Source organism: Aliiroseovarius halocynthiae (genome assembly GCF_007004645.1).
GTDB classification, from domain to species: domain Bacteria; phylum Pseudomonadota; class Alphaproteobacteria; order Rhodobacterales; family Rhodobacteraceae; genus Aliiroseovarius; species Aliiroseovarius halocynthiae.
On sequence record NZ_ML660021.1, the window covers coordinates 160,154 to 186,497 of the forward strand.

The window sequence follows — 26,344 nt, forward strand, 5'->3', positions numbered from 1 at the left end:
TAGCATGAGTTCAAAGCGCGCAGGGCGAGTGTTTTGGTTAACAATCCATCAGAAAACTAAGTAAAATAGATGCGATGTTGCGCATACAACCTTGGGTTGGCGTTGGCATGACAATATTGCTTGGATTACGCTTGTTCGCTCAAATTAGCCTCAATTTTGTCCAGATTCGATGTTCCTAAAAATCATTGAGCGTCGTGGCAGCGTCATAATACCTGCCAAATGCGACATTGATCAGATGCTTGATGCTGATTGCAGACGTGACGGGGTGGGTCACGACAAAAGTGGATGAAGAGTAAGATGTTCAAATACAAAAGCCCGCTACAGCGGATCTTGAATGAAGACGTAGACTATGCGGATGCGCAAGAAGAAGCGCCTGTTACCAACTTGGCCGCGCTACGTTCTGTACTGTCTGGGGAGACAGCCAAAGCCGAACAGGCAGATGTCGAGTTTGAGAAAGTTCTAGAGCTTGCCGCAGACGATATGGTCGAGGAAGAAAGAGAGGCCGATGTGCCGTCCGAATTTGCCGCTGATGTGCAGCCGGAAGAAGAAACCGCGCCAGCCGCTGAAGCTATCGACGCAAAGCCTGCGTCCGTAGAAGAAGTACCCGAGGCCGCAATGTCGCGTCGTCGCCGAAAGCCGCGCGTCAAGACAACCTTCCTAGGGTATGAGCGATCTGACAACGGTGTTCAGTCGCTGTTGGAAAGCGAACCTGCGGCCGCACCTAGTTCGAGCCAAGCAAGTTTCCCGGTTGGATGGCTTGTAGTGACCCAAGGACCAGGCCGTGGTGCAAGCATCACTTTGGTGGAAGGGCTGATGCAGATGGGACGCAACGACGACCAAGCCATTCAGTTGGATTTCGGGGATCACGGCATTTCGCGCGAGAACCACGCGGTAATCGCTTATGATGCTGAGACGCGCAAATGCTATCTGGGCCATGGCGGCAAAGCCAATCTGGTCCGTCTGAATGGCAGCCCGGTTCTAAGCACCGTTCCGCTGTCGGCAGGCGATACGATCCGCATCAGCGATACCACGATGCAGTTCATGCCGTTCTGCGACGAGGCGTTCGACTGGCGGACTGAGTGATTGATGTTGAACATGCCCAACTTTGACATTGCGGTTTTGGCCGACCTGGGTCAGCGGGACGCGCAAGAAGACTCGGTTGCTGCGCGGTACGTCGAGACCGCCGGCGCCGGGTATGCCATCGTGGCCGATGGAATGGGTGGGCATGATGCGGGTGACATTGCATCGGGTTTGGTAATGTCGTCATGGCGCGGGATGCTGGACAATTTGCTTGAAACCTCGCCGCAGGACGAGACCGCGCTGATCGATGCGCTGCCTATGGCGGCGATGCGGGCGAATGCCAGTATATCGGATCATGTCGAGAGCCATGAAGATGACATCCAGATGGGATCGACCATGCTGGGTGCGCTGATGCTGGACAGTCGGTTGTTCTGGATTTCAATCGGGGACTCGCCGTTGTATTTGGTCCGGGATGATCAGCTTCATCAGCTGAATGATGATCACTCGATGGCGCCGATCATTGATGCACAGGCAGAAAGCGGCGAGATCTCGCGTCATGATGCCAGAACGCATCCGGATCGGAATCTATTGCGGTCGGTCATCATGGGTGCGGCCATCCCGAAAGTGGATTGCCCGGAAACCCCCTTCGAGCTGTTGCAAGATGATGTGCTGGTGGTGGCAAGTGACGGGCTTCAATACCTCGATGACGATCAGATCGAGGCCATTGTCCTGCGTCATAAATCCGAACCGGCACAAAGTGTCGCAAACGAACTGATGAGCGCTGTGCGCGCACTGAACCATCCCGATCAGGACAATGTCTCGGTCGTGGTGGTGAAGCCGTCGATTCCTTGCACCGCTTAGGAAAAGAGTAACGAAAGAAAGAGAACATAGAGCCGCCATGGTGGACTGAGTTTTCAATAAAACGATGTTCGCAAGCACTAGGTTGGCCGCTTTGAATTTTCACATTGGCCGCTTCGCAAACGCCGGCGCAGCGTGCCACGACTGAAGAAAGAATGGGTTAATAGTATGAAGATAAATCGAAGACTTTTCATCTCCACCGCGTCGGGCGCTGCCATGGCAGCCTTGATTCCAGGTGGAAGTTACGCGCTGGCAATGGCGGCGGGTCAGGTGGCCCATCGTATCTTGGCAGCAGATAAGCTGAGCTTTCTGACCGAGAAAGTCGCGAAGTCTGTTTTGCTGATCCAGATGGACGCCAATGTCGCGCGGAATCTGGAAGAGATGATGCACGCGCATGACGAGTTCGACAACATCCTGCTGGGCTTCCGCGAAGGCAAAGGCACCTCGGGTGTGGATCGTGAACGTTTCGTTTCAGTCAACAACGCACTGAAGCATGTTGAAGAACTTTGGGCGCCGTATCGCGTGGCCATTGAAGAGATCGTCGAGGCAGGATCGGTGGATGACGCACATTCGCATATGATCCTGGACAATGATGAAGCGCTTGAGCATGCCTGCCACGAAGTGGTCCGCAAGCTTGAAGAAGCCTATGGTGACGTGGATATCGATCTGGCCTTGGCTTTGGCACTTGATTTCGCTGGCCGCCAGCGGATGTACACCCAGAAGATCTGTAAAGAAATCGCCTTTACCGCTTTGGGTAAGGATGCTGATGAGCACCACAAGAAATTTAAGAAGAACGCGACCAAGTTCGGCAAGATCATTGACGCTTTGATTAACGGCGGCAATGGCATGATCACGATGGCTAAACCGCCAAGCAGTGAAGCCATGAGTGCGCTGGTCAAGCTGCAAGAGCAGTGGGTCGCGATCGAGCCAACCGTCACAAAGCTGGACAGCGAGGCCATCCCCGCCGTCGCTGATATAGTGACTTTCTGCTCCGAGATGGACGCCATCGAACTGACCGCCGAGGACGTCGCGCTTCAGTACGAAAACGCAATCAAGGCAACGTCGTAACCACAATCGGGGCGTGTGCAGATGTACATGCCTCACGTCGAGCTTGAGAGAGCTTGGCGGCTGAAACCAACTATCCTTCAAGGTAAACATCATCAGGGCAGAATGTCTGAATTTTGTATGTACTCGACGAACTTAAGTAAGACTAAAGACGAATCGGATACGGAAAACCTTGGTGGAAATCGACCGGAAACCTGGCTGATCTAACACTTGCCGTTAGGGAAGTATCAGCGGGTGAAATCGAGAAGCTCAACCGCCAATGGGCGGAAGGCTATTTTAGGTGGAATGTTAAGGTTTCTAGCAAAGTTTGGACGACGATCTGTCACAATCACGCCCTTTTTGCGCAGCCAAATCAGGGCAACACACAACGTACGCACGTAGTAATTAAGGAGTTTACATGTTGGGTTTCAGATCTTCTCATCTGTTTGCATCCGCGACAATTCTCGCTGGATGCATGGCCACATCGGCCTTCGCGCAAGAGGTGCGGCTGATCGGTAAAGACAGCAACATCAACGTCACCGGCAACCTGTTGTCGTCAAGTGATGGTAAATATCTGGTCGAGACTGACATTGGTGAGTTCGTCATCAATCAGGATCTGGTCACCTGTGAAGGCGACGCTTGCCCCCAAGCAAAAGACTATACCTATAGCTTGGAAATCACGGCTCCGGACGAACTGGCAGAAGTTCTGGTTCCGATCCTGGCCGAAGGTTATGCCGCCGAAGCACTGGAAGCGGAAGCACAGCTGTTTGATTCAAACGGCGAACCGGTAGATACAGAATCCACTGACGTGGGCGACCACAAATACGGCCATGAGCTGGACTTCGCTTTGCAGCTGACCGATCTGGAAGGCGAAGATGTTGCGACCTTCGGGATCCACACCGCTGCAGGTTCGCGCCTGTTCGAACGTCTGGCGAAGAACGAAGCCTCGATCATTTTCTCGCAATCCGCAGCCCGCAAAGCCGACCGCGCAATCGTGTCGGAAGGGCAGGGCGGCAACCTGCGTGACTTCGATCAGGAACGCGTTATCGCGGTGGATGGTTATGCGATGATCGTGAACCCACTGAACCAGATTTCGCACCTGACGGTGAAGCAAGCACGTGACATCATGTCTGGCGACGTCACCAACTGGTCGGAAGTCGGCGGTTCGGATGCGCCGATCCACGTTTATTCGTTTGACCCGGATACCGAAGCGTTCCACCACATCGAAAAGCTGCTGTTCAAAAAGTCGGACAAGACACTGACCGACCAGTCCAGCATCGTGCACAACCGCACCGAGCTGACAACCGCGATCATGGAAGACGTGGCCGGTTTCGGCATCGTGAACTACTCGGCCAAGCGGTCGTCGCGTGCGGTGCCGCTGCGCACCACGTGTGGGATTATCCAAGACCCCAGCACCTTCAATCTGAAGACCGAGGAATACTATCTGCAGGAACGCGTTGTGGCCTATAACCGTTCGGACGTAGACGGCTATGCCCGCGAGCTGGTGGACTTCATGGACTCGGAAAGCCTGGACGGTCTGGTCGCGAAAGCCGGTTATATTGACCTGTCGATCACGTCGGACAGCCAGGAACGTGCGGCTGAACGTCTGTTGGCCGAGCTGGAAGAGGGTGAGAACGAGTACGAAGCAGAACTGGTTGAAGATCTGCTGAAGAACATGAACACCCATTCGCGCCTGTCGACGACCTTCCGCTTTGCACCGGGTTCGAAGCGCTTCGACAACAAAGCCGAACGCGACTTGGCGCGTATGATCAAGTATCTGGCCGACAAGAAGCCGAGCGAAGTTGTCATCGTGGGTTTCACCGACAACAAGGGCCCGTTTGACTCGAACCTGCTAATCTCGCAGGAACGTGCGGAAGCTGCTTTGGAGCACCTGAAAGAGGTTGCCACCAACGGCGAGCTGGACGGCATTACCCTGAAGTCCTCGGGATATGGCGAGCTAGAGCCTGTTGCCTGTAACGACAGCCCACGTGGACGTGCGATCAACCGTCGCGTTGAAGTATGGATTGTCGAATAAGATAAGTTTGGCCAGCCGGGGGAAACCTCGGCTGGCTGCTCTCTGCATCTAAAAAAGATGCATTATTAAAATACTAGGCGAATTGTTTCTTCGAGCATGAAAAACTGGCAAAAATATACGCTTCTTGCATGTCTGCTGACCGTGGGATCGACCGCGGCGGGGCAAGAAGTTGAACTGACTGAAAAAAACGGCACCCGCACTGTTGTGGGCGAGCTGGTCTCGGCGCGTGGTGGGAAGTTTACCGTGCGCTCTAATGTGGGCGTCCTGACCTTTGACGCCAATCTGTACACCTGCACCGGGGCCGCGTGCCCGCGTGATTTGCCGTCGGAAACCGATCTGGTTGTGGCCGGGGCAGGGGGCGTTGCGGACATTATCATGCCCTTGGTGGTTGATGGGTTTGCCGAAGAGCAGGAACTTTATTCAGGAATGTTTGATCTGAAGGGTCTGCCCCTTCCGGATCGCTTCCGTTTCGACGCCAACGCCGCGGACGCGGGCGAGAATGCGTTTGATATTCTGATCACGGATGAAGATTCGCTTCCCGTGAACAATGTGAAAGTACAAGAGGCCAGCGGCGATGCGCTGGCCGAGCTGCTGATCACCGGCGAAAGCGACGTGATCATCAGCGAGACGCCGATCTCGGACGCGAACCTTGCGCGCGCGCGCAGTAATGGTTTGGGTGATCTTGGGTCGATCGATCAGGCACATGTGCTGGCGGTTGACGGCTATACGGCCGTTGTTAGCCCTAAGAACAAGCTGCCCGGCCTGACGGTCGGGCAGGTGTCGCAGATCATGGCCGGCGAGATCACCAATTGGAGTGCGCTTGGCGGGCCAGACCGCAAGATCAACGTCTATACTCTGCCAGAAGCGACGGGAGCGTCGCAGCGCGTGGAAGAGCTTCTGCTGACGCCAACGCAGCGGACTTTGCAGGCAGGCGCCAAAAGCGTGCGGTCGGTGCGTGAACTGTCGCGTACCGTTGAAGACGATCCCTATGGGTTCAGTGTTTTGCGGTTTTCAAGCATCCGCGACGCGCGTGCGGTGCCGCTTCTCAGCGAATGTGGTATTACCCATCTGCCGAACCGTTTCGGCATGAAAACCGAAGAATACGAGCTGCAAAACCGGGTCACCGCCTATAACGCGCAAAACGTGAGCGAACTGGGCGCGGCCTTTATCGACTATTTGGACAGCACCAAGATTGACGGTCTGATTGCGAAATCAGGCATGGTCAGCTTGTCGGTAATCGAACAGCGCGATGCCGAGAAGCTGTTTCATCTGAAGCAGTCAGTTGCGTCGATGGATCCGTCCGCAACAGGTAAAGAAGTTGCCAGTTTTGTCGCGGATAAACTTGCAACCACGCGCCTGTCGACGACCTTCCGCTTTTCGCCGGGATCGTCGAACTTGGACAACAAGGCCCAGCGTGACATTGCGCGGATCGTGAACTATGTGCGTGACGTTAAGCCTGCGCGGCTAGTGTTGGCTGGGTTTGCCGATGCGGGCGGCGGTTTTTCGCAGAACCGGTATCTGTCAAGCGTGCGGGCCAGCAAGGTTCAGCAACGCCTTGTCTCAGCGCTGGGTGGCGATCTGGGGCAAACGGAAATTGAGGTGCGGGGCTATGGCGAGATGGCCCCCGTGGCTTGCAATTCATCCTTTTCGGGGCGGGCAAAAAACCGTCGCGTCGAGGTGTGGGTGGAAACCAGAAGCCTGGGTGGTGCTTCTGCGGATTGGGCGCGCAAGTAAGTTCTGCGCGACCAGTATGTGTGAGTGAGCAAGAGTTTTGGTAAGTGACGCGGGCGAGGCGTCGATGAAAGACGAGGGTGGCTAGTAAAATGGCACAGACCGAGATTGAAATGACCGATGAATTGGAACCGGGCACAAAGCTGCTGTCCGGCCAATACACGATCACCAGTTTTCTAAACAGCGGTGGTTTCGGGATCACCTATCTGGCGAAGGACAGCCTTGATCGCACGGTGGTGATCAAGGAATGCTTCCCCGAAGCGATCTGTCGCCGTACGGCCACCACGGTGCGCGCACGCTCGCAGGCGCATGTGACGTCGTTTGAAGCATTGGTGGAATCTTTCGTCGAAGAAGCGCGCAACCAGTCCAAACTGGAGCACCCGAATATCGCTGGCGTGCATCAGGTCTTTAAAGACAATGATACGGCCTATATGGCGATTGATTTCGTCGAGGGGAACGACCTTCTGGATACGCTGGAAGAACGGGACGACATTCGCCCTGAAGAGGTCGACAAATGGTTGCGGCGGGTTCTTGAAGCTGTGGGGTTCATCCACGCACAAGGTATGCTGCATCGCGATATCTCGCCGGACAATATCCTGATCAACAAAGATGGCGAGCCGGTGATCATCGACTTCGGCGCCGCGCGTTCACATGCGGATAAATCCGACCGGGTTGTAACGCTGTTGCGGGCCGTGAAAGAAGGATATTCGCCGCACGAACTGTATGTGCAGGGTGGTCGCCATAACAAATACAGCGATCTGTATTCTGTTGGGGCGACCTTCTATCACGTTATAACAGGCGCGGCCCCTATTAGCAGCCAAGAGCGCGTGTCGTGCGTTGCCGAAAACCAGCCGGATCCTTACGTTCCGCTGGCAGGTTCGTATCCAGAGTACCCCAAGGAACTGCTGGAATCGATCGACCGTGCGCTGAGCTTGGACCCAAGCAATCGGTTCGCGAATGCCGAAGACTGGCGTGTCAGTCTTGGCTCGAGCTCGTCTTTTGCGGATATGATTTTGCAAAACCTCAGCAAAGAAACCGAGGCCCCGCTTGAGCAAATCAATGACACGATCGTCGTTCGCGAGTCCGCGAAGGGCGGCGGTATAGGCCGTATCGCTCTGGCACTTGTGGTGCTGGCGGGACTGGTTGGCGGGGGATATTTTTTCCTTGCTGCTGGCTCGCCCACAGAAGATGCCGTGGTCGCCGAGACGCCCAGCGCTGCCGACCCTGCTCCAGAGCCGAAGGTCGAAGAAGCGCAGGTTCAGACCGAAGCCACCAAACCCGCGCCGAGAGACAGTGCTGACCGGGTTGACGACACGCCACCCGCTGCGGTCGAGGTTGCTGAAGTTGGCGCGGCCTCGGAACCCGCATCTGAGGCTCAGATCAGCCCAGCAGTTGTGGAAGTTGACTGGACCATCACATCAGTTAACAAACCACTCGTTCCTTTCGCTACATCATCCAGTGAACAGCCCGAGGGCACGTTCTCGATGGTGACGATGGTGCGCTCGAATATTGGCGATGCGACACAGGATTGGCTGAGTTCGGGCAGCATCATCTATGCGGTGAACGGAAACCTTGTTGTGGATGACAGCACCATTCAACAAGCGCTTGTGTCCGCAGCAGAAGGGCAGAGCGACGATCGCGTAACAGCACGGTTGAAGATCAAAACGAGCGCCGAAGCCTCGATCACTGAACACGACCTGACGATCCTGTTAGCGCAGGTGGTCAAAATGAAGAGCGGCCTTCAGTTCACGGTTGCGCCAGGGTCATCGGGTCGGTTTGTGTCGCGTGTTACGGATGTACCTGAGGGGCTGGTCACTGATTTGCGCGCCGGAGATACTCTTGTGTCCGAAGCCGTAACCGGGGTGGAATTCGTTACCCGAGCAGGGCTTGTGACCATGTTTGAGAAACTGTCAGCGCAGAATGCCGAAACAGCACAGTTGACCATCGCCCGTGACGGGGCGCTAATGGGAGTCGAGTTGACACATACACCCTAAGACGGTTTGTGACACGAAAAGTTTGTACCCTAACCTAGGTACTGCACGTGATCGAGGTCTTTCGCGATGCGGATGAGATCCGAGAGGTGGCAGTTTGCGTCGACTGGTGTCAGCACGGGCCGTTGAAGCAACTGCATTGGCGTGGTCGTTGCCGCGCCCAAGACCGCCTCAAGTGGCAGGCCGACCTGTTCAACCATCACCCGGATGGCCGTTGTCAGATCCAGATCTGCCCCGGCCAAGGTTCCATCGGCAAGCGTCAATTGACCATTCCGGCGAAGGATCGTGCGGTCTTTCAACGTAAACTGCGTCTTGTCAGATCCCGCCACGGCCATGGCATCACTGACCAGAAAAATTCGCCCTGGCGCGGTTTTTGCCGCCCATGCAGCACGGATGGATTTCGGATGAACATGCACCGCGTCGGCGATCAGCCCAGTCGACACGTTGCCGCAAGACAGCGCCGCGCCGACAAGCCCCGGTTCGCGATTGCCCAATTGGCTCATCGCATTGAACAGATGGGTCACGCAGCGTGCACCAGCAGCCATATAGCCAAGACACGTGTCAAAATCTGCATCCGTATGACCCAGCGACACCAGAATGCCGGCCTGCGCCATTGCGGTGACTTGCGCCTCGGTTACGTTCTCCGGCGCTATGGTGACCTTCAGGCAGGGCAGCGCTGCGGCGGCGGCCAGCAACTCGGCCAGATCATTCTCTGTCATAGGGCGGATCAGCGCCGCGTCATGCGCGCCTTTACGGGCAACGGACAGGTGCGGCCCCTCAAGGTGCAGACCAGCGATTCCCGGTAGACCTTCACGGATGGCGTCAATCGTCGCCGCGATGGTCGCACGGGTGATTTCGGGCGTATCGGTGATCAGGGTGGGCAGCAGGTGCGTCACGCCAAGCGAGCGGTGGGCGCGGGCAATCCGCCTTAGGGTTTCGACCGACGGATCGTCCCCCAACATGATCCCGTCCCCGCCATTGACCTGCAAATCCACGTAGCCGGGGCCAAGGATATCACCGCCAAGGTCAACGACATCGCCCAGAGCAGGCACATCCGCATCGGGACCATACGCCACGCGTTGGCCATCCTTGAAACTGACCGCGTGACCATCAATCAACCGCGTCCCGTCAAAGATCCGTCCACCGCGAAATGTCACCCTGCCCTGTGTCATACCGTTTCCGTCACTTTCTTCAGGTGGCGTGGCGTGTCCGGGTTGATCCCGCGCCGGGCGGCAACGGTTTCGACCATGCCATAGAACGATACGATCGAGGCGACCGGATCGGTGATCCAATGGTCCGTGCTGACATGGGGCAATTGCGTTGCCACCTTGGCTTTGTCCGTGGTCGTAAAGGCCAGCGCGCCTTTCTCGGCCAGGGCGTCGGCTACGCTGGCTACGCTGTCTTCGGCCGCATCACGGGCTGCGAAGGCAATCACAGGGAAACCCGGCTCGACGATGGACACGGGGCCGTGCAGCACCTCGGCAGACGAATAGCTTTCGGCGTGGATCTGGCAGGTTTCTTTGAACTTCAGCGCGGCCTCGTTCGAAATCGCCCAGCTTGGCCCGCGCCCAAGCGTGAACAACGATTGGCACTCGCCCGATCCAACGACCGCCTCGACAACCGGGGACCAGTCGCATTCGGTTGCCGCTTGCAAGTGCTTGGGCAGGGCGTTGATCGCCGCGATAAGATCATCGTCGTTTTTCCACTGTGCAAGCAGCCACAGACCCGCGACAAGAGATGTCACGAAGGTTTTGGTAGCCGCCACACTCAGCTCGGGTCCAGCATGGATCGGCAGGGTAGCCGAGGTTGCCTGCGACAGGGGCGATGAGGCGTCATTTGTGATTGCGACCGTATAGGCGCCGGTTTTGGAAAATGCTTCTGTCAGACGCACGATGTCGGGGCTTTGTCCCGATTGCGAGACCGAGATGCACAATGATCCCTCGCCCGCGACATCCACGCCGTAGATCGATTTGATCGACGGCCCCACGGACGCCATGGGCAAGCCCAGCAACAGCTCGCTGGCGTATTTCAGATAGGTCGCCGCATGGTCGGATGATCCGCGCGCGACAGATAAAAGGAAACGGGGATCGCGTTCACGAATTTCGTTGGCCGTGGCCAGAACGCCCGCGCGTCCTTCGGTCAAAAGCCGCTCGACGGCATCGGGAATTTCGTCGATCTCGCGTCGCATAAGCGTTGTCGTGTCTTGGGACATGTCAGGCAGCCTTCATGTTTGTAAGGTCACGTGGAAAGGCGCAGTTCGGCCACAAAGTCATAGGCGTCGCCGCGATAGACGGATCTGGTCAGCTCGGCCACGCGGCCACTGTCCAGATAAGAAATACGTTGAATGCTCAGCCCCGCTGTGCCCTCGGCCACACCCAGCAGATCGGCATCTTCCGGGTTCAGATTGATCGCCGAGATCTTCTGGATCGCACGCACCGGACGATTGCCGGATTGTTCCAGCACTTCGTAAAGCGACCGCGACACCTCGATCGGGTTAGGCAGGATGTCTAGCGGAAGCGACGCACGCTCCAGCGCCATCGGCTGGCCGCCGGCTTCGCGCAGACGGTAAATACGGGCGACGGAATCTCCGGCGGCAAGGCCCAGTGTCAGGACTTCTTCCGGCGAGGGGATGAACACACCGCGTTCCAACCAGCGCGAGGTTGTTTCCAGCCCACGTCGCTTCATATCCTCGGTGAACGACGTCAGGTGTGACAGCGACTGTTCGACCCGCGCGACAGGCGCACGCACGAAAGAGCCCGAGCCCTGACGCTGTTCAACGACACCCAGTTTCACAAGCTCTTGAATGGCTTTGCGGACGGTGACGCGCGACAGATCGGTGATCTCGGCAATCTCGCGTTCGGGCGGCAGCGAGCTGTCGGGTGACAGGATGCCCGTGTCGATTGCCTTTTCAATGCGGCGGCGCAGTTGCACATAGCGCGGGCCAGCGCTTTGTCCCAACCAGCCTTGCGGATCGAGGAAGTCAGAGATGTGCATGCGTGATCTCCCCAGCAAAGGATTGGGCCAGCAAAAGTGCGCCGGTCAGGGGTTCGCCTGCGGGCGGGATGATGCAGGCCTGCATGCGTGCGGGTAAATAGGGCGCATATTGGGGCGCGATGCCGCCGGTCAGGCACAGGGCCATGTCCGGGGTCCAGCCTAATACGGGCAGCAGGTCGGTAATGACTTTAACCGCGTCCTGCATGACCTGAAGGGCCAATGCGTCGCCCTGTTCGGCATAGGCCGTGATCGTCGGGGCCAGTGCGCCGAAATCGACGGGGCGGGCGGGCGCGGCGAAGGCCACGATCCCTGCGGATCCCTTAAAGGTCTCAAGGAAATGGCGGGACAGGTCGCTGTGCTCGCGGATCCCATCCACCGCATCAAGGGTCAGGGTCAGCGCGCGTCGTCCGACCCATTGCGCCGATGCTGGATCGCCCAGAACCGGGCCCCAGCCGCCCGCAAATCTATGGTTGCCGTCGATCTGAGCGGCGATGAATGAACCGGTGCCGCAATGCGCGACAACGCCGTCTTGATTGCCCAAAGCGCCCGTCAGCGCCGATGGCCGATCATCCTGCACCCGCATGCGCGCGAAGGGCAAAGCCTGCGCAACCCGGTCAGCCATATCGGACCCCGCCACGCCAGCAAGTCCGGCATAGGCGGGCAATTGGCTCAGCGCATCCATATCCCATCCGCTCTGCGCGCTAAGCTGTGTCAGGCCGCGCGTCATCTCGGCAATCGCCGCGTCGAAATTGGTGGTGACATTCGCGGAACCCGTTTCGACAATCGTGTCGACGATGCCGTTGCGCAGGGCAAGACGGCAACGTGTTCCGCCGCCATCAATGGCCACAACAGGATTGGATATATGTGTGGAAGATTGATTCATGTGATACCTTTATAATACCTATTTTCACATTAAAAGACCAAAAGTGGCCCAAATACCCAATTACCTGCCGAAAACGTGTTGCATTTCAAGGTCAAAACAAAATGGTAGACAAATGGTATTTAATAGGTATGTTTCTTGTCAATCCAAGGGGGGAATCGCGTGTCACAACGTGCCACAGAGCAATTGCACAAACGAGCAGAGGGGCTTGATCGCCAACCTCTAACCAAGATCGCACTGCTTTTATCAAAAGGGCAAAGCAGCGCTGCGGCCGCAGTGGATGCGGCAGCGCGCCAGATCGCCGACGCCAGCCAAGCCATGGCCCAGAGCATCACTCAGAATGCTGTGCTTCATTATGTTGCCGCGGGATCTTCGGGCTTGATGGCCGCCGCCGATGCGATGGAGCTGGGCGGCACCTTTTCGATCCCGCCCACTCAGATCCGCATTCATATGGCCGGGGGATTGCCGACGGGGGCAGAGATGCCCGGGGACACCGAAGACGAGACAGCCCAAATTCGTGAGGCCATGATTGGAATCACGCCGTTAGACACGGTGATTGCTGTGTCGGCCAGCGGATCCACCCCCTACACAAGCGAAGCGGCCCGGATTGCAAAATCCGCCGGCGCCACGGTGATCGGGATCGCCAATAATGCCGGGGCCGAACTGCTGCGCCTTAGTGATTATCCCATCCTTCTTGCCACCCCACCCGAACTGCTGTCCGGCTCGACCCGGATGGGCGCGGGCACGTCGCAGAAGATTGCCCTGAACATGCTGTCGACACTGATGGCCGTTCAACTGGGTCACGTCCACGATGGCATGATGGTCAATCTGACTGCGGACAACGCAAAGCTGCTTGGCCGTGCGCGCGGCATTGTGGCGACGATCGCGGACGTAGAAGACGCCGTCGCCGAAACCGCTCTTTCGCGGGCGGGCGGGGCTGTAAAGCCCGCCGTGTTGATTGCATCGGGCATCACAAGCTTGTCCGAGGCCAACGCGCTTTTGAATGCCAGCAATGGACATCTTCGCCCGGTGCTGGAGACACTCAAGAACCAATAAATCATATTTCTGGGAGGAAAAAATGAAACGCAATATTATCTCGCTGGCGCTTGCTGGCACCGCATTGGTCGCAACAAGCGCCTATGCAGAAGACGTGACGCTAACCATCGAAAGTTGGCGCAATGACGACCTGACCCTGTGGCAGGATAAGATCATCCCGGCGTTTGAAGCGGAACACCCCGGCATTAAGGTGAAGTTCACCCCGTCGGCTCCAGCGGAATACAACGCGGTGCTGAACTCGAAACTGGACGCCGGGTCTGCCGGTGATCTGATCACCTGCCGCCCGTTCGACGCGTCGCTGGCCCTTTATGATGCCGGTCATCTGGCTGATCTGGGCGGCATGGAAGCCATGGGCAACTTCTCGGACGTGGCGAAATCTGCGTGGCAAACCGACGATGGCTCGGCCAGTTTCTGTGTGCCGATGGCATCCGTGATCCACGGCTTCATTTACAATAAAGACGCCTTTGCCGAGCTGGGCATCGAGGTTCCGAACACCGAAGCCGAGTTCTTTGCAGCCCTCGACAAGATCAAGGAAGATGGCAGCTATATTCCGATGGCGATGGGCACCAACGACCAGTGGGAAGCCGCCACGATGGGTTACAACAACATCGGTCCGAACTATTGGAAAGGTGAAGAGGGTCGTCTGGCACTGATCAAAGGCGAACAGAAATTGACTGACCCGCAGTGGGTTGCACCTTACGCGACGCTGGCCAAATGGGGTGGTTATCTGGGTGACGGCTATGAAGCCCAGACATATCCAGACAGCCAAAACCTGTTCACGCTGGGTCGTGCTGCTGTGTATCCGGCCGGTTCTTGGGAAATCTCGGGCTTCAACGCTTTGGTTGATTTCGAAATGGGTGCGTTCAAGCCGCCCGTCCAGAACGCAGGCGACACCTGCTATATTTCGGACCACACCGATATCGGCATCGGCATGAACGCCAAGACTGCCAATCCGGACGCGGCCAAGACCTTCCTGTCATGGGTCGCAAGCCCAGAGTTCGCGTCGATCTTTGGCAATGCTCTGCCGGGCTTCTTCCCGCTATCCAGCACACCTGTTGAACTGGAAGATCCACTGGCGAAAGAGATCGTCGGCTGGCGCGGCGAGTGCGAAAGCACGATCCGTTCGACATATCAGATTCTGTCGCGCGGCACGCCAAACCTTGAGAACGACACCTGGGGTGCCTCGGTTGCCGCCATCAAAGGAACCTCTTCGCCTGAAGAGCTGAGCCAAGAACTGCAAGACGGTCTGGCCAGCTGGTACGCACCGCAACAGTAACATCCAACCTGTTGCACTTGCCCCGGGCGCCATCTCCGCGCCCGGGCGCTTGATCGGAGTTCCCCATGCAAAAGCCCCGAATTCGATGGCATATCGCTGTGTTCCTTGCCCCTGCGGTGCTTGTCTATACGGCAGTGATGATCTTCCCGCTATTTAATACGCTTCGCCTTTCGCTGTTCAGCAAAGTAGATCAAGAACGCGTCTATGTCGGGCTACAGAATTTCCAGACCCTGTTTGGTGACCCCGTGTGGTCCGAACAGTTCTGGAATGCCTTAGGCAACAACTTCTGGTTTTTCCTGATCCACATGCTGGTCCAGAACCCGATCGGCATCGCGCTGGCGGCTATCCTTAGCCATCCGCGTTTGCGGTTCGCTGCGCTGTACCGGTCGGCCATCTTCATCCCTACAATCCTCAGCTTTGTGATTGTTGGCTTCGCGTGGAAACTGATCCTGTCCCCCATCTGGGGCATTGCGCCCGGGATGTTGGATGCGGTTGGGCTGAAATCCCTGTTTGCGCCGTGGCTTGGCAAAGAAGAATACGCGCTGACGACGCTTGCGCTGATCTCGGTCTGGCAATTCGTGGGCATCCCGATGATGCTGATCTATGCCGCCCTTCTGTCGATCCCCGAAGAGGTTCTGGAAGCGGGCGAGATTGATGGAATAACCGGCATGTCGGCTTTCTGGAAAATCAAGCTTCCGCTGATCCTACCGTCGATTGGCATCATCTCGATCCTGACGTTTGTGGGCAACTTCAACGCGTTTGACCTGATCTATGCCGCGCAGGGTGCGCTGGCAGGGCCGGATTTCTCGACCGATATTCTGGGCACGTTCATGTATCGCACCTTCTTTGGCTTCCAGCTTCAGCTTGGCGACCCGCATATGGGATCGGCAATCGCAGGCGCCATGTTCGCGATCATTCTTGTGGGCGTTTGTATCTATCTGTTCGGCATCCAGACCCGGATGCGCCGGTATCAGCTGTAAGGGGATCAAATTATGAACAAAGCCCGCACAAATCCGCTGAATACGGCCGCGATGCACGGGGCGCTGATCCTCTATACGCTGATCGCGCTGTTCCCGGTTTTCGTCATCCTGATTAACAGCTTCAAGACGCGCAAAGCCATCTTCCGCGAGCCCTTGGCCATGCCGGATGCGGACAGTTTTTCGCTGATCGGCTATCAAACGGTGATGAAGCAGGGGGACTTCTTCCTCTATTTCCAGAACTCGATGATTGTGACTGTGGCGTCGCTGTTCTTTGTGCTGCTGTTCGGCGCGATGGCGGCCTTCGCGCTGAGTGAATATCGCTTCAAGGGCAATATGTTGATGGGGCTGTATCTGGCGCTTGGCATTATGATCCCCATCCGCATCGGCACCGTCGCGATCCTTGAGATGATGGTGGCGACCGGGTTGGTCAATTCGCTTTGGGCGCTGATCCTTGTTTACACCGCTCAAGGCCTTCCGCTGGCCGTCTTCATCTTGTCCGAGTTCATGCGGCAAGTGTCCGATGACCTGAAAAATGCAGGGCGTATTGACGGGCTGTCGGAATATACGATCTTCTTCAAGCTGGTGCTGCCACTGGTGCGCCCAGCCATGGCGACCGTCGCTGTCTTCAACATGATCCCGATCTGGAACGACCTGTGGTTCCCGCTGATCCTTGCCCCCTCGGAAGAGGTGAAAACGCTGACGCTGGGCAGCCAAGTCTTCATCGGCCAGTTCGTAACCGACTGGAATGCCGTTCTGTCGGCCCTGTCGATGGCGATCCTTCCGGTGCTGGCCCTTTATGTCATCTTCTCGCGCCAGCTGATCCGCGGCATCACATCGGGAGCGGTAAAATGACCCGTGTTTTGATTGCAGGGCTCGGCAATATGGGGCTTAGCCACGCGCTGGCGCACCACCATCACCCAGACGCCCAGATTGTGGGGCTGGTTAATCGCTCAGGTCAGACAGATCAGCCTGAACTGGCCACCTATCCAATTTACACTGATTTCCACGAGGCTCTTGCCGCTACTCACCCCGACCTCGTGGTTATCGCCACCTATTCAGACAGCCATGCAGATTTCGCGGTGGCTGCGATGGAACAAGGCGCGCATGTCTTTGTCGAAAAGCCGCTTGCAACGACAGTGGCAGATGCGCGCCGGGTGGTCGATACAGCGACCCGGCTGGGACGGAAACTGGTTGTGGGATATATCCTGCGCCACCATCCCAGCTGGGTTCGCCTGATCGAAGAAGCACGCACCCTGGGCGGGCCATACGTGTTTCGGATGAACCTGAACCAGCAATCCAAAGGAGCCGAGTGGGAAACGCATAAGGCCCTGATGCAGACCACAGCGCCGATCGTCGATTGCGGTGTGCACTATGTCGACGTCTGGTGTCAGATCACCGATGCCAAGCCGGTGCGGGTAAACGCGATGGGCCTGCGCCTGTCGGACGAAATCGCGCCAGACATGTACAATTATGGCCAGTTTCAGGTGGTCTTTGATGACGGATCCGTCGGTTGGTACGAGGCTGGCTGGGGCCCCATGATGTCCGAGACTGCGTTTTTCGTGAAAGACGTAATCTCGCCCGCTGGGTCGGTGTCGATCACCGAAGCCGACAAAGCCGGATCATCAGATGTGGACGGCCATACGAAAGTGGGTGGGCTGCTGGTTCACCGTGTGGACGGCGACACGCTGATCGACCTGCCGGACGAGCCCGGCCATCAAGAATTATGCGACGCTGAGCAAGCTTTTGTGCTGCGTGCGATCCGCGACGATATCGACCTGACCCGACACATGCAGGACGCGGTGCAGTCTTTGGCGATCTGCCTTGCTGCCGATGAAAGTGTACGGACCGGGACCCCTGTAGATTTGAAGGAGGAAACGCCATGACGGCGCTGACCCTGACCAATGTGAACAAGTCCTTCGGCAAGATTCATGTGCTGAAAGACATCAATATCCAGATCGAAGAGGGCGAGTTTGCCGTCTTCGTTGGCCCGTCGGGCTGTGGTAAGTCCACGCTTTTGCGTGTGATCGCGGGGCTTGAGGATGCAAGCTCGGGCGAGATCCAGATTGGCGAAGATGTAGTGAACCTGACGCCCCCGTCAAAGCGGGGCATTGCGATGGTGTTCCAATCCTATGCGCTTTATCCACATCTGAATGTCCGCAAGAACATGTCGCTTGCGCTGAAGCAGGAGAAGCAGCCCAAGGACGTGATCGAACAACGGGTGGCCGAGGCCAGTCGGATGCTGGATCTTGAAGACTATCTGGATCGCTATCCATCCGAGCTGTCTGGCGGGCAGCGTCAGCGGGTGGCGATTGGCCGTGCCATCGTGCGCCACCCCAAGATCTTCCTGTTTGACGAACCTTTGTCGAACCTTGATGCAGCCTTGCGCATGAACACGCGGATCGAGATTGCAGGGCTGCACAGCCAGCTTGCGGCCTCGATGATCTATGTGACCCATGACCAGACCGAGGCGATGACGTTGGCCGACAAGATCGTTGTTCTGCGCGACGGGCGGGTCGAACAGGTCGGCAGCCCGATGGAGCTTTACAACAATCCGGCAAACCAGTTCGTGGCGGGGTTCCTTGGCTCGCCTGCGATGAATTTTTTCCCGGCTGGCGTGGTGGGCGAAGGCGGCAATTTGACCATTGGCGTGCGCCCCGAGGATTTGCGACTGGCCGATGATGGCGCGTTGTCCGTGACCGTTAACCATGTCGAGAAACTGGGCGGGGACACCAACGTCATTGCCCATGCGGGCGATCAACGGATCACGGCACGGCTTTTCGGGCAGCATGACATCGCCGCAGGGCAGCAGCTACAATTCGGCTATGACAGCGCGCGGGCCTATCGCTTCGACGATGCAGGACATCGCGTGCGCTGAAGGGCGTTGAGTCTAATAAAAAGAGCCCCTCCTGTTGGGGCTCTTTTTGTTCAAATGGTGCGCAATTCAGATCCGCATCCGCGGCACGTCGTTTGGATCCAGTCGCAGTTCAATCAGCAGAGGTTTGGTGCGTGTGTCGATTGCAGTGATTGCGGTTTCCAGTGTTTCGACGCTGTCGACATAGATGCCTTGCCCGCCAAGTGCTGTGCCGATTTCAGCGAAGGACGGCCAGTCGAACATGGACAGGCCCGGATCCATTTTGCGGTCCAGAAACTGGATATGCTCGGCCCCATAGGCACTGTCATTGGCGACGATCACGATCAGGTCTTGATTCATACGCACTGCGGTGTTGAATTCGTTAATCCCGCCCATCATGAAACCGCCATCGCCCGTGAACAGAACCACGGGGCGGCCCTTCACGGCGAAGCCCGCGCCGATGGCCACCTGAAGACCCAGCCCGATCGACCCGAAATTGGTCGTGGCGATGAAGCTTTCTGCATCGGGGGCGGCGACGCGGCACCAGACCTCGGTCATGAAGCGGCCGCCATCAGTGGTCAGGAAGCGGTCCTTGGGTAGGGCAGCATCCAGACGGTCCAGCGCGTATTCGAAATTGATGAAGCCCGGTGCAGCTTTGTCGGGATTACCTTTGGGGTGGGCGGTCAGAACCTCCATGTCCAGTTCGGCGGTGAAGCCGCTGGGGGGAATTTCGGCCTCGTCCAGCCACCAGACAATGTTGTCGGCGGTCAGACCCGCATCGGCGACCAGCGCGGCATCAGGGTGATAGTTTTTCGAGACCTCGGTCACGGTATCATTCACCTGCACCACGCGCTTGCCCTTCATCAGCGCGCCTTTGTCAGTGGTGAAGTGGTGTAGCGACGTCCCAAAGGCCACAACGCAATCGGCTTTGGCAATCGCGTCATACGCGGCGGGTGTCGACAACGTGCCGAAGATGTCGATGTTGAACGGGTGGTCGTTAAACATCCCCTTCGCTTTCAGCGTGGTCGCCAGCGGGGCCTGAAGACGATCAGCCAGCTTGGTGATCTGCTGCACCGCGTCCTTTGCGCCGATCCCCGCCAGTATGATCGGACGCTTGGCGCTGGCGATCATGCCGATGGCTTCGTCCAGATCATCGCCCTCCGGCACATAAGCCGGGGCTGTGAAACCGGGGAAGACATGCTTTTTGTGAGGAGCTTCTTCCCACATGAAATCCGCAGGCATGTTCAGAACAATGGGCCGCTTTTCGACTTCGGCGCGGTAAATCGCATGTGCCACATCATAGGACGCCGTTTCAGGCGAGCGCATCTGTTCGAACCCGGCACCGGTGATCTTCACCGTCTCGCGCTGGTCAATATTTTGCAGGTTCTGAGGGTTGGACACAGCGGTATCGCCGGCCAGAAGAACCATCGGCACACGCCCACGGACGCCTTCGGTCAGGGCCGTCACACAGTTGGTCAGGGCGGGCCCATGGGTGACGGTGGCAATGCCGACGCTGCCGGACACGCGACCATAGGCCAGTGCCATCAGGACCGCGCTACCCTCATAGGCGACCGGAACAAAGTTGCCGCCACAGCCGCGGACATAGTGGTCGACCATAAACAGGTTGGCGTCGCCCATCAGGCCGAACATTGTGGTGTGGTCGTGGTCCACCAGCGATTGGGCGATGGACTGATAGGTGTACAGAGCAGCGCTCATATGTAGACTCCCGTGTTGGACCGGGCATTATGTGTTGCCCTTGTCTCGTGTGGCGTTTTCTTTTCCCTTATTTGCGGCCTGATCATCGGCGGGTCCAGAGTTTTTTGCAAATGAAACGATCTGGCCGCATTGTTGGAGAGCGGCTCTATTATTCTGACCGTTGCAAATTGATTAGGTCGAGGTGAGTGATGGGGTCGGGGGCAGACACCAGTGATTGTTTTGTGCATCAGTGGTTTTTCATAGGCAGTGTTCAGTAATGTCTTGCAACAGTCTCTATGGGGTCCTAACTGTCGCACTGATTCAATGTTAAGTGCAAAGGATTAACGCACATGCGAACTCTTACGACTCGGCTTGCCAGTGCTACCATTTTTGGTGTTTCTATCCTGTCTAGCCCGGCATATGCGGACCTCACCGCGGACGATGTCTGGCAGCATTTTCAGCAAAGCTCGTCGGTTTTTGGCGGCACGTTGAATGGTCAGAAATCAGAAAGCGACGACGGGCTCGCGCTTCAAAAAGTGGTCTTCGATCTGCCGTTGCCGTTTGATTTTGGTACCGTACAGATGGACCTTGGCGCGTTCGATCTGCGCAATATGGGCGACGGCCGGGTCGAGATGATCGTGCCCGAAAGCGCGGTCTACAATCTGACCTATACGGATACAGATGGCGAGAGCTTCGACGGAAGCATGACCATGACGCAGCAGGGTCTGAGCAATATTCTGTCCGGCACACCTGAAGAGATTACATTCGATCAAAAAGCTGATCGGCTGGATTTCAAATTTGACATTTCCGACCTTCCAGCTGACCTACAAAGGGTTACGATGAATGGCTCAATTGTTGGCTTCGAAGGTCAATCTGTAACCTCTAGGGCGGACATGAACACGACCAACGTCATATATGCTTTCCAAGAGCAAAGCATGACGATGACACAGACTATGGCCATTGAGGGCGAAGACCCCATAACGGTTGAGGCGATCACTACGTCTGGCCGCGTTGAAGGCGATACGCGTTTGGTGACGCCGTCTGCCGGCATTAATCTGGCAAATCTCGCTAAGGCTTTGCGCGACGGTTTTGTTCTAGAGGGCACCAACAGCATTGCGGGCTATAGCTCGAAGCAGGTTAGCTCACAAAACGACACCGTCGTGATGGCGCAGACGTCATCGGCGGCTAGCTATGAAACGACAATGAAGGTTGATGCCTCGGGTGCCATGATCTCGGGTCCGGCAAGTGATGTTCAGATCCAGATGGAAATGCCGATGATGCCGGGTCTACCACTGGGCGGCAAGATCGCGTCGGTTTCGGCAACGGTGCAGGCGCCGCTTCTGAAGGATGACGGTTTTGGCCCGGCTGCTGTCAGTTTCGAGCTGACCGGTCTGGAGCTGGACGAAATGCTGTGGGCCATGGGTGACCCCGCCGGTGCCCTGCCACACGATCCAGTTGATCTGAAGATCGATCTGAGCGGTACGCTGAAGAACAATATCGAGTGGCTGGACTTCGCGAATGTCGAAACCAGCTTCGATGCTCTTGGTGAGATGCTGCCGGTCGAGCCAGGTAGCGCAACCCTGAACGCTCTGCGTGTGTCGGCCGTTGGCGCCGAGATTACGGGTGAAGGTGCGTTTACCTTCGATTCGAGTGATCTGGAAACCTTCGAAGGCCTGCCGCGGCCGGAAGGTAAGCTGACCCTGCGCGCGAAAGGCCTTACAGTACTGTCGCAGAAGCTAGAGCAGCTGGGCATTCCCGCCGAGCAGATTTACGGCGCTATGATGATGCTCGAGATGTTCTCGGTCGAAGACACTGAGAACGGCGATGATGCACGTATGACCGAGGTTGAAGTCAAAGCCGACGGTGGCGTTTTCGCAAACGGCGTTCAGCTTCAGTAATTGACGCGCTTGAAAACAAAAGATCCTGCCCCGGCATTGACCGGGGTAGGGATTTGGGGATTACACTTGGAAAAGCTTAGGCCGCGCCAGATCCAGAGGGGCATTCTCAAATGGGTATAGACAGTTTCTCGGCCGGTGAAATTATAGGTCTGATCGGCGGGGCGGTGTTCTTTGGATCATGGGTGTTGCAAGCTTGGCAATCCCGTCAAGCTGAACAGGCCGTTGTGTCGAAGAGCTTTTTTGCACTGCGTGCCTTGGCATCAGGGCTTCTAACGTTCGAAGGTATACGTATTGGGTCGCTGTCGATCACGCTGGTGATGGGAGCGACGTTGTTGTTAATGCTCTATAATATTTTTTTGATACGCCGCCGCGAGATGAAGGGTGATGTCGGCTAGTCCTTGCGAGAGAGAAGCGCTGTGCTGTCTGGGAGCGGAAGACAGGCAGCCAAACCATCAAAAGATGTGACCTTTAGGTTTAGGTTCGAGGCTGCAATCTGATATCTTTTGCGCTTGAAGTCATCGAGCAGAATATGCCCGCCGGGCTTCAAGCGTCTGAATGCGACTTCAAGGCAGGCCTCACGGGCGCGCCCGTCAATTACGATCAGGTCAAAACCGCCAACCACAGTGTTGATTGCATCGACATAATTGTCAAAGCACTGCCCTTCAAAGCCGTGTTTTCCAGACATAATCATGCCCTCGGCTTGAGCGGGAACTAGAATACTCTGAACGTGGTTATAGTCCTTCAACTTGGGCTCAACGATCTTTGCCCAGCTGACATCATGTTCAACCGAAATAACTTCAGATGCGCGTTTCGCCAGCCAAACCGTGCTCGCGCCTGATCCCCATTCGAAAACGCGAGCCTGCGGGGTTTCTGAAAGCATTCTGTCCACTGCATCAATCGCATCGAAGCTCCACCAAGGAATATCCAGATGCACCATGTCGTCGATGTCATAAATCGCCATTAATGACCTTGCCCATTTAGCTAGGCGACCATCACGCCGTTCTAGCCAACGTGTTATTCCAACCGTAGACGTCAGAAAGCGGATACTCCGCATGATCTTTACATAGAGGGTGCGAATGGTGCTTTTCACGTAGAATACTCAGTTGGGTTAAGCGGCAAGCTAGACAATCTCGTCGATCACATATTTGTCGCGTTCACGCAGGCCTGTGGCTTGCAGAAGTTCTGCGACCAAACCAACGCCTAGGATTTGTGTACCGGTGACGGTGAACAGGATTCCGATGAACAAAAGCGGACGTGTTCCGATGGGACCCATACCCAGCAGCCACAGCACTGACAGATAGGCAATAAAGCTCAACCCGATCAGTAAAAGTGGAAGACCGATCATTGCGAAGAAATGGAGCGGGCGGGACTGATAGCGCGTCAGCAGCTTCACGGTGCTGAGGTCCAGAAAGCCTTTGACCATCCGCATCACGCCGTATTTTGATTGGCCATGCTCGCGGGCATGGTGTTGTACGACGATCTCGGTGCATTTAAAGCCGACGGCGTGCAGCAGGGCAGGGGTGAAACGGTGAAGCTCGCCATACAGGTTAAGGCGTTTCGCCGCGCGTCTTGTGTAGGCTTTGAAGCCGCAGTTGATGTCGTGGATGTCGATATCAAACATTTTGGCGGTCATGCGGTTGAACACGCGTGACGGCAGCGTTTTCCCTAACGGATCACGCCGTGTCTGTTTCCAGCCCGAGACGACGTCATACTTGTCCGCGATACTTTCCAAGAAGCGCGGAATCTCGTTTGGGTCGTCCTGAAGGTCCGCATCCATTGTGACGATGATATCGCCTGCGGCTTGCGCGATGCCTGCAGACAGGGCAGATGCTTTGCCAAAGTTTCGTGTGAAGCGGATAAGCTTCACGTTCGACTTTCGCCGCGCTAGATCAGCAGCGACGTCACCGCCGCCATCAGTGCTTCCATCATCAACGAAGATCAGTTCCCACTCGCGATTCATGGGTCCCATCACGGTGTGCACGCGATCACTTAACGTCTCGATTGTCGAAACCTCGTCAAGAAATGGGACAACAACAGATACGCTGGAATCACCCGAAGCAACCTGCGCTTGGGGATCTACATTTTCAGCCATTGACGTGCGATTCATGTGAGAGCTTTCTGGCTGGTCTTGTTCAATCAATAGGCGCGGTTATAAGATCAAACGAACTAAAACAAAAAGCGTTTTCTCGACAGGACACCATATGCAATCACATCATGCGCGGCAGTCGGATTGGTGGGTCGTTCGAATTCTTGTCGCCGTCATCGTGCCCATTATTGGCATCTATACGCTTCTTGAACCTTTCGGTCGTGACCAGGGTATTCATGCGACCATCGCCTTCGCGCTGGATGAAGGGCTTGTGACTTACCGAGACGTCTACAACGTGAAGCCACCGCTAACGACTGTTATGCACTGGGTATCACAGGCACTGTTTGGACATAGCATGATGGCAATCCGTGCGCTTGATCTGGGCGCCGCGACGCTTGCGGCGCTTGGACTGGTTGAGATCGGACGGCAGCTGCACCGAACGCCTGTCTTTGGAATCGCAGCCGCCATTGGATTCGCCACCCTGTATTACAGCTATGGCTATTGGGAGCACGCGCAGACAGACGGTTGGGCTGGGTTTCTGTTGATCCCTGCGGTAGTGCTAATGCTCAAGGCGTGGGCATGCCCGAATGGCAGATCGCGGTTTTTGGCTATGTTGGGTTCTGGGGCGATCCTTGGTGTGGCGTTTTGCTTCAAGTATACAATCGGCGGTGCAGGGGTGCTGGTCTTCACTCCATTAGCGGTCAATTTTCTGGGGAAAGATGAAGCCCGCTTCTATTTTACTGATTTCCTGGCGTGCTTCTTTGGGGGGGCGGTCGCCCTGTTTGTGGTGATGATGACGCTTGCCACATATGGTGCCTGGGATGATTTCATCGAGATCCAAAGGTACGTGATGAGCTATGTTGGGTACAAAGGCTCGGATGCGAGAAGTCCTTTGATTGGGTTCCAGCTGCCCGGAATGATCTCGGTTTATCTGTTGGTGTGTGTGGGCGTAGGGCTAATGTTGATGGTCTTCGACTGGATTAGGAACAGGCGCGCCCTTGTATTGGTGGTTGCTGTTCTGTGGATATTTTCTGGATGGTTGTCCGGTGCAGCACAAGGCAAGGGGTTCGCCTATCATTTTCTACCACTTGTGCCAGCCTATGCCATTCTGATCGGATTTACGGTTGAGTACATTTGTCATCGAACCAGTGGCCGCGCTTTTTCCAATGCAGTTGCATTTTCCTTGCTGCTTGGGCTTTATTTTCCCAGCCAGGCAGCCACGGAAAATATGTCTGGAGTTCGGGCGTTACGTGCGGCAAATGGCGATGCTGTGTATGTTGGAAACTTGGTCCCATTTTCTGATTTCGATATCCTTGAAACGCTAGAGTTTGCGCAAACCCTAAAGAAGCATCACGGGCCAGATGACACGCTCTTTGTTTGGGGGTTCGAGACGATGCTGTATTTTCTGGCGGAAACGCCTCCGCGCTATAAGTTTCCCTACGCATGGCCGTTTATGGTTGCCCACAATGATGGGCGTTATGATAGCGATCTTCTCAACCGGCTGAAGACCGTGCCGCCCACGCATTTTGTTGTTCAACTCCAAGACGCCACCCCTTGGGCTACGGGCAACCCCAGATCCTCCGAAGGACAGCTTCAGCATTTCCCCGAGCTGTTGGCGTTTTTGAATGAAAACTATTCCCAGATCGAAGAGCATTCTCGTTTCAAGCTGTTTCAATTAAAGAGAGACAGATAGTGCTTCAGGTCTGAGAGATGGGCGCGCCATGAGAAGCGCCGCCAGCGATGCGGCGGTGTAGTCGCTAGACACAAACTGCCGACGGTCGTAACTTGCAAACAAATTGACGCAAGGGTCTTGGCTCTGTTGGTATGGTGTCGTGCGGAAAATGGCTTTGGGAAAAGTGGGCGAGGTGGAATTGAACATGAGACCTGCTAACAAAAGGGCGCATAGGCCCGACAGCCCGATCACACAGTTTTGCGCCTTTAAGCAACCC

At 56.3% G+C, this 26,344-nt stretch carries 22 protein-coding genes; 15 read left to right on the forward strand and 7 right to left on the reverse strand.

The annotated features are described in order from the left end of the window. The first annotated feature begins 297 nt into the window (after positions 1-297). The 6 genes from FIL88_RS11305 (at position 298) to FIL88_RS11330 (ending at position 8,682) form a co-directional block, all read left to right on the forward strand. Positions 298-1,083, forward strand: coding sequence for an FHA domain-containing protein (locus FIL88_RS11305; protein WP_142853978.1), 786 nt, complete (start codon positions 298-300; stop codon positions 1,081-1,083). A gap of 12 nt (positions 1,084-1,095) precedes the next feature. Then, complete coding sequence (locus FIL88_RS11310; protein WP_246066693.1) at positions 1,096-1,881, forward strand: PP2C family protein-serine/threonine phosphatase; 786 nt, start codon at positions 1,096-1,098, stop codon at positions 1,879-1,881. Positions 1,882-2,094: 213 nt separating this feature from the next. Beyond that, the gene (locus FIL88_RS11315) at positions 2,095-2,946 is read left to right on the forward strand and encodes a type IV pili methyl-accepting chemotaxis transducer N-terminal domain-containing protein (RefSeq protein WP_185960919.1); all 852 of its coding nucleotides are present in this window, start codon (positions 2,095-2,097) and stop codon (positions 2,944-2,946) included. A gap of 451 nt (positions 2,947-3,397) precedes the next feature. Then, positions 3,398-4,957: a phosphate ABC transporter substrate-binding/OmpA family protein gene (locus tag FIL88_RS11320; RefSeq protein ID WP_185960920.1), complete on the forward strand. Its 1,560-nt coding sequence runs from the start codon at positions 3,398-3,400 to the stop codon at positions 4,955-4,957. A 96-nt stretch (positions 4,958-5,053) separates the two neighbouring features. After that, complete coding sequence (locus FIL88_RS11325) at positions 5,054-6,691, forward strand: phosphate ABC transporter substrate-binding/OmpA family protein (RefSeq protein WP_142853982.1); 1,638 nt, start codon at positions 5,054-5,056, stop codon at positions 6,689-6,691. Positions 6,692-6,780: 89 nt separating this feature from the next. Then, positions 6,781-8,682 carry a serine/threonine protein kinase gene (locus FIL88_RS11330; RefSeq protein WP_142853983.1) on the forward strand — a complete coding sequence of 634 codons (1,902 nt, stop codon included), beginning with the start codon at positions 6,781-6,783 and terminating at the stop codon, positions 8,680-8,682. Positions 8,683-8,711: 29 nt separating this feature from the next. Here FIL88_RS11330 and nagA read toward each other — a convergent pair whose 3' ends face one another. The 4 genes from nagA to FIL88_RS11350 are packed head-to-tail and all read right to left on the reverse strand — an operon-like array spanning position 8,712 to position 12,556. Beyond that, the gene (nagA, locus tag FIL88_RS11335) at positions 8,712-9,851 is read right to left on the reverse strand and encodes an N-acetylglucosamine-6-phosphate deacetylase (protein ID WP_142853984.1); all 1,140 of its coding nucleotides are present in this window, start codon (positions 9,849-9,851) and stop codon (positions 8,712-8,714) included. Continuing rightward, positions 9,848-10,891 (reverse strand): SIS domain-containing protein, encoded by a 1,044-nt coding sequence (locus FIL88_RS11340; RefSeq protein WP_142853985.1) that lies wholly within the window; start codon positions 10,889-10,891, stop codon positions 9,848-9,850. The genes nagA and FIL88_RS11340 overlap by 4 nt, the downstream gene beginning before the upstream one ends. A gap of 26 nt (positions 10,892-10,917) precedes the next feature. Beyond that, the gene (locus tag FIL88_RS11345) at positions 10,918-11,673 is read right to left on the reverse strand and encodes a GntR family transcriptional regulator (protein ID WP_142853986.1); all 756 of its coding nucleotides are present in this window, start codon (positions 11,671-11,673) and stop codon (positions 10,918-10,920) included. After that, positions 11,660-12,556, reverse strand: coding sequence for a glucosamine kinase nucleotide-binding domain-containing protein (locus FIL88_RS11350; RefSeq protein WP_142853987.1), 897 nt, complete (start codon positions 12,554-12,556; stop codon positions 11,660-11,662). The genes FIL88_RS11345 and FIL88_RS11350 overlap by 14 nt, the downstream gene beginning before the upstream one ends. 159 nt (positions 12,557-12,715) lie before the next feature. Here FIL88_RS11350 and FIL88_RS11355 point away from each other — a divergent pair, with 159 nt between their 5' ends. From FIL88_RS11355 to FIL88_RS11380, 6 genes are all read left to right on the forward strand, one after another. Next, positions 12,716-13,609 carry an N-acetylmuramic acid 6-phosphate etherase gene (locus tag FIL88_RS11355; RefSeq protein WP_142853988.1) on the forward strand — a complete coding sequence of 298 codons (894 nt, stop codon included), beginning with the start codon at positions 12,716-12,718 and terminating at the stop codon, positions 13,607-13,609. A 22-nt stretch (positions 13,610-13,631) separates the two neighbouring features. Continuing rightward, positions 13,632-14,885 carry an ABC transporter substrate-binding protein gene (locus FIL88_RS11360; protein ID WP_142853989.1) on the forward strand — a complete coding sequence of 418 codons (1,254 nt, stop codon included), beginning with the start codon at positions 13,632-13,634 and terminating at the stop codon, positions 14,883-14,885. Between the two features lie 65 nt (positions 14,886-14,950). After that, positions 14,951-15,865: a carbohydrate ABC transporter permease gene (locus FIL88_RS11365; protein WP_142853990.1), complete on the forward strand. Its 915-nt coding sequence runs from the start codon at positions 14,951-14,953 to the stop codon at positions 15,863-15,865. A gap of 12 nt (positions 15,866-15,877) precedes the next feature. Continuing rightward, the gene (locus FIL88_RS11370) at positions 15,878-16,717 is read left to right on the forward strand and encodes a carbohydrate ABC transporter permease (RefSeq protein ID WP_142853991.1); all 840 of its coding nucleotides are present in this window, start codon (positions 15,878-15,880) and stop codon (positions 16,715-16,717) included. Continuing rightward, positions 16,714-17,748, forward strand: a complete 1,035-nt coding sequence (locus FIL88_RS11375; protein ID WP_142853992.1) for a Gfo/Idh/MocA family protein — start codon at positions 16,714-16,716, stop codon at positions 17,746-17,748. The genes FIL88_RS11370 and FIL88_RS11375 overlap by 4 nt, the downstream gene beginning before the upstream one ends. Continuing rightward, positions 17,745-18,740 carry an ABC transporter ATP-binding protein gene (locus FIL88_RS11380; protein WP_142853993.1) on the forward strand — a complete coding sequence of 332 codons (996 nt, stop codon included), beginning with the start codon at positions 17,745-17,747 and terminating at the stop codon, positions 18,738-18,740. Before FIL88_RS11375 ends, FIL88_RS11380 begins: the two co-directional genes overlap by 4 nt. 66 nt (positions 18,741-18,806) lie before the next feature. On the opposite strand, the gene FIL88_RS11385 is transcribed toward FIL88_RS11380, so the two are convergent. Next, a complete protein-coding gene (locus FIL88_RS11385; protein ID WP_142853994.1) occupies positions 18,807-20,432 on the reverse strand; it encodes a thiamine pyrophosphate-binding protein in 1,626 nt (541 codons plus the stop codon). A gap of 329 nt (positions 20,433-20,761) precedes the next feature. Here FIL88_RS11385 and FIL88_RS11390 point away from each other — a divergent pair, with 329 nt between their 5' ends. Next, positions 20,762-22,309 (forward strand): hypothetical protein, encoded by a 1,548-nt coding sequence (locus FIL88_RS11390; protein WP_142853995.1) that lies wholly within the window; start codon positions 20,762-20,764, stop codon positions 22,307-22,309. A gap of 110 nt (positions 22,310-22,419) precedes the next feature. Further along, the gene (locus FIL88_RS11395; RefSeq protein ID WP_142853996.1) at positions 22,420-22,704 is read left to right on the forward strand and encodes a glycosyltransferase family protein; all 285 of its coding nucleotides are present in this window, start codon (positions 22,420-22,422) and stop codon (positions 22,702-22,704) included. Here the strand turns inward: FIL88_RS11395 and FIL88_RS11400 are convergent. Both FIL88_RS11400 and FIL88_RS11405 read right to left on the reverse strand, forming a co-directional pair. After that, a complete protein-coding gene (locus FIL88_RS11400) occupies positions 22,701-23,270 on the reverse strand; it encodes a class I SAM-dependent methyltransferase (protein WP_185960922.1) in 570 nt (189 codons plus the stop codon). The genes FIL88_RS11395 and FIL88_RS11400 overlap by 4 nt on opposite strands. A gap of 159 nt (positions 23,271-23,429) precedes the next feature. Continuing rightward, positions 23,430-24,416: a glycosyltransferase family 2 protein gene (locus FIL88_RS11405; protein WP_142853998.1), complete on the reverse strand. Its 987-nt coding sequence runs from the start codon at positions 24,414-24,416 to the stop codon at positions 23,430-23,432. 274 nt (positions 24,417-24,690) lie between these two features. On the opposite strand from FIL88_RS11405, the gene FIL88_RS11410 reads away from it, so the two are divergent. Further along, complete coding sequence (locus FIL88_RS11410; RefSeq protein WP_281281308.1) at positions 24,691-26,088, forward strand: glycosyltransferase family 39 protein; 1,398 nt, start codon at positions 24,691-24,693, stop codon at positions 26,086-26,088. Positions 26,089-26,344: the final 256 nt, after the last annotated feature.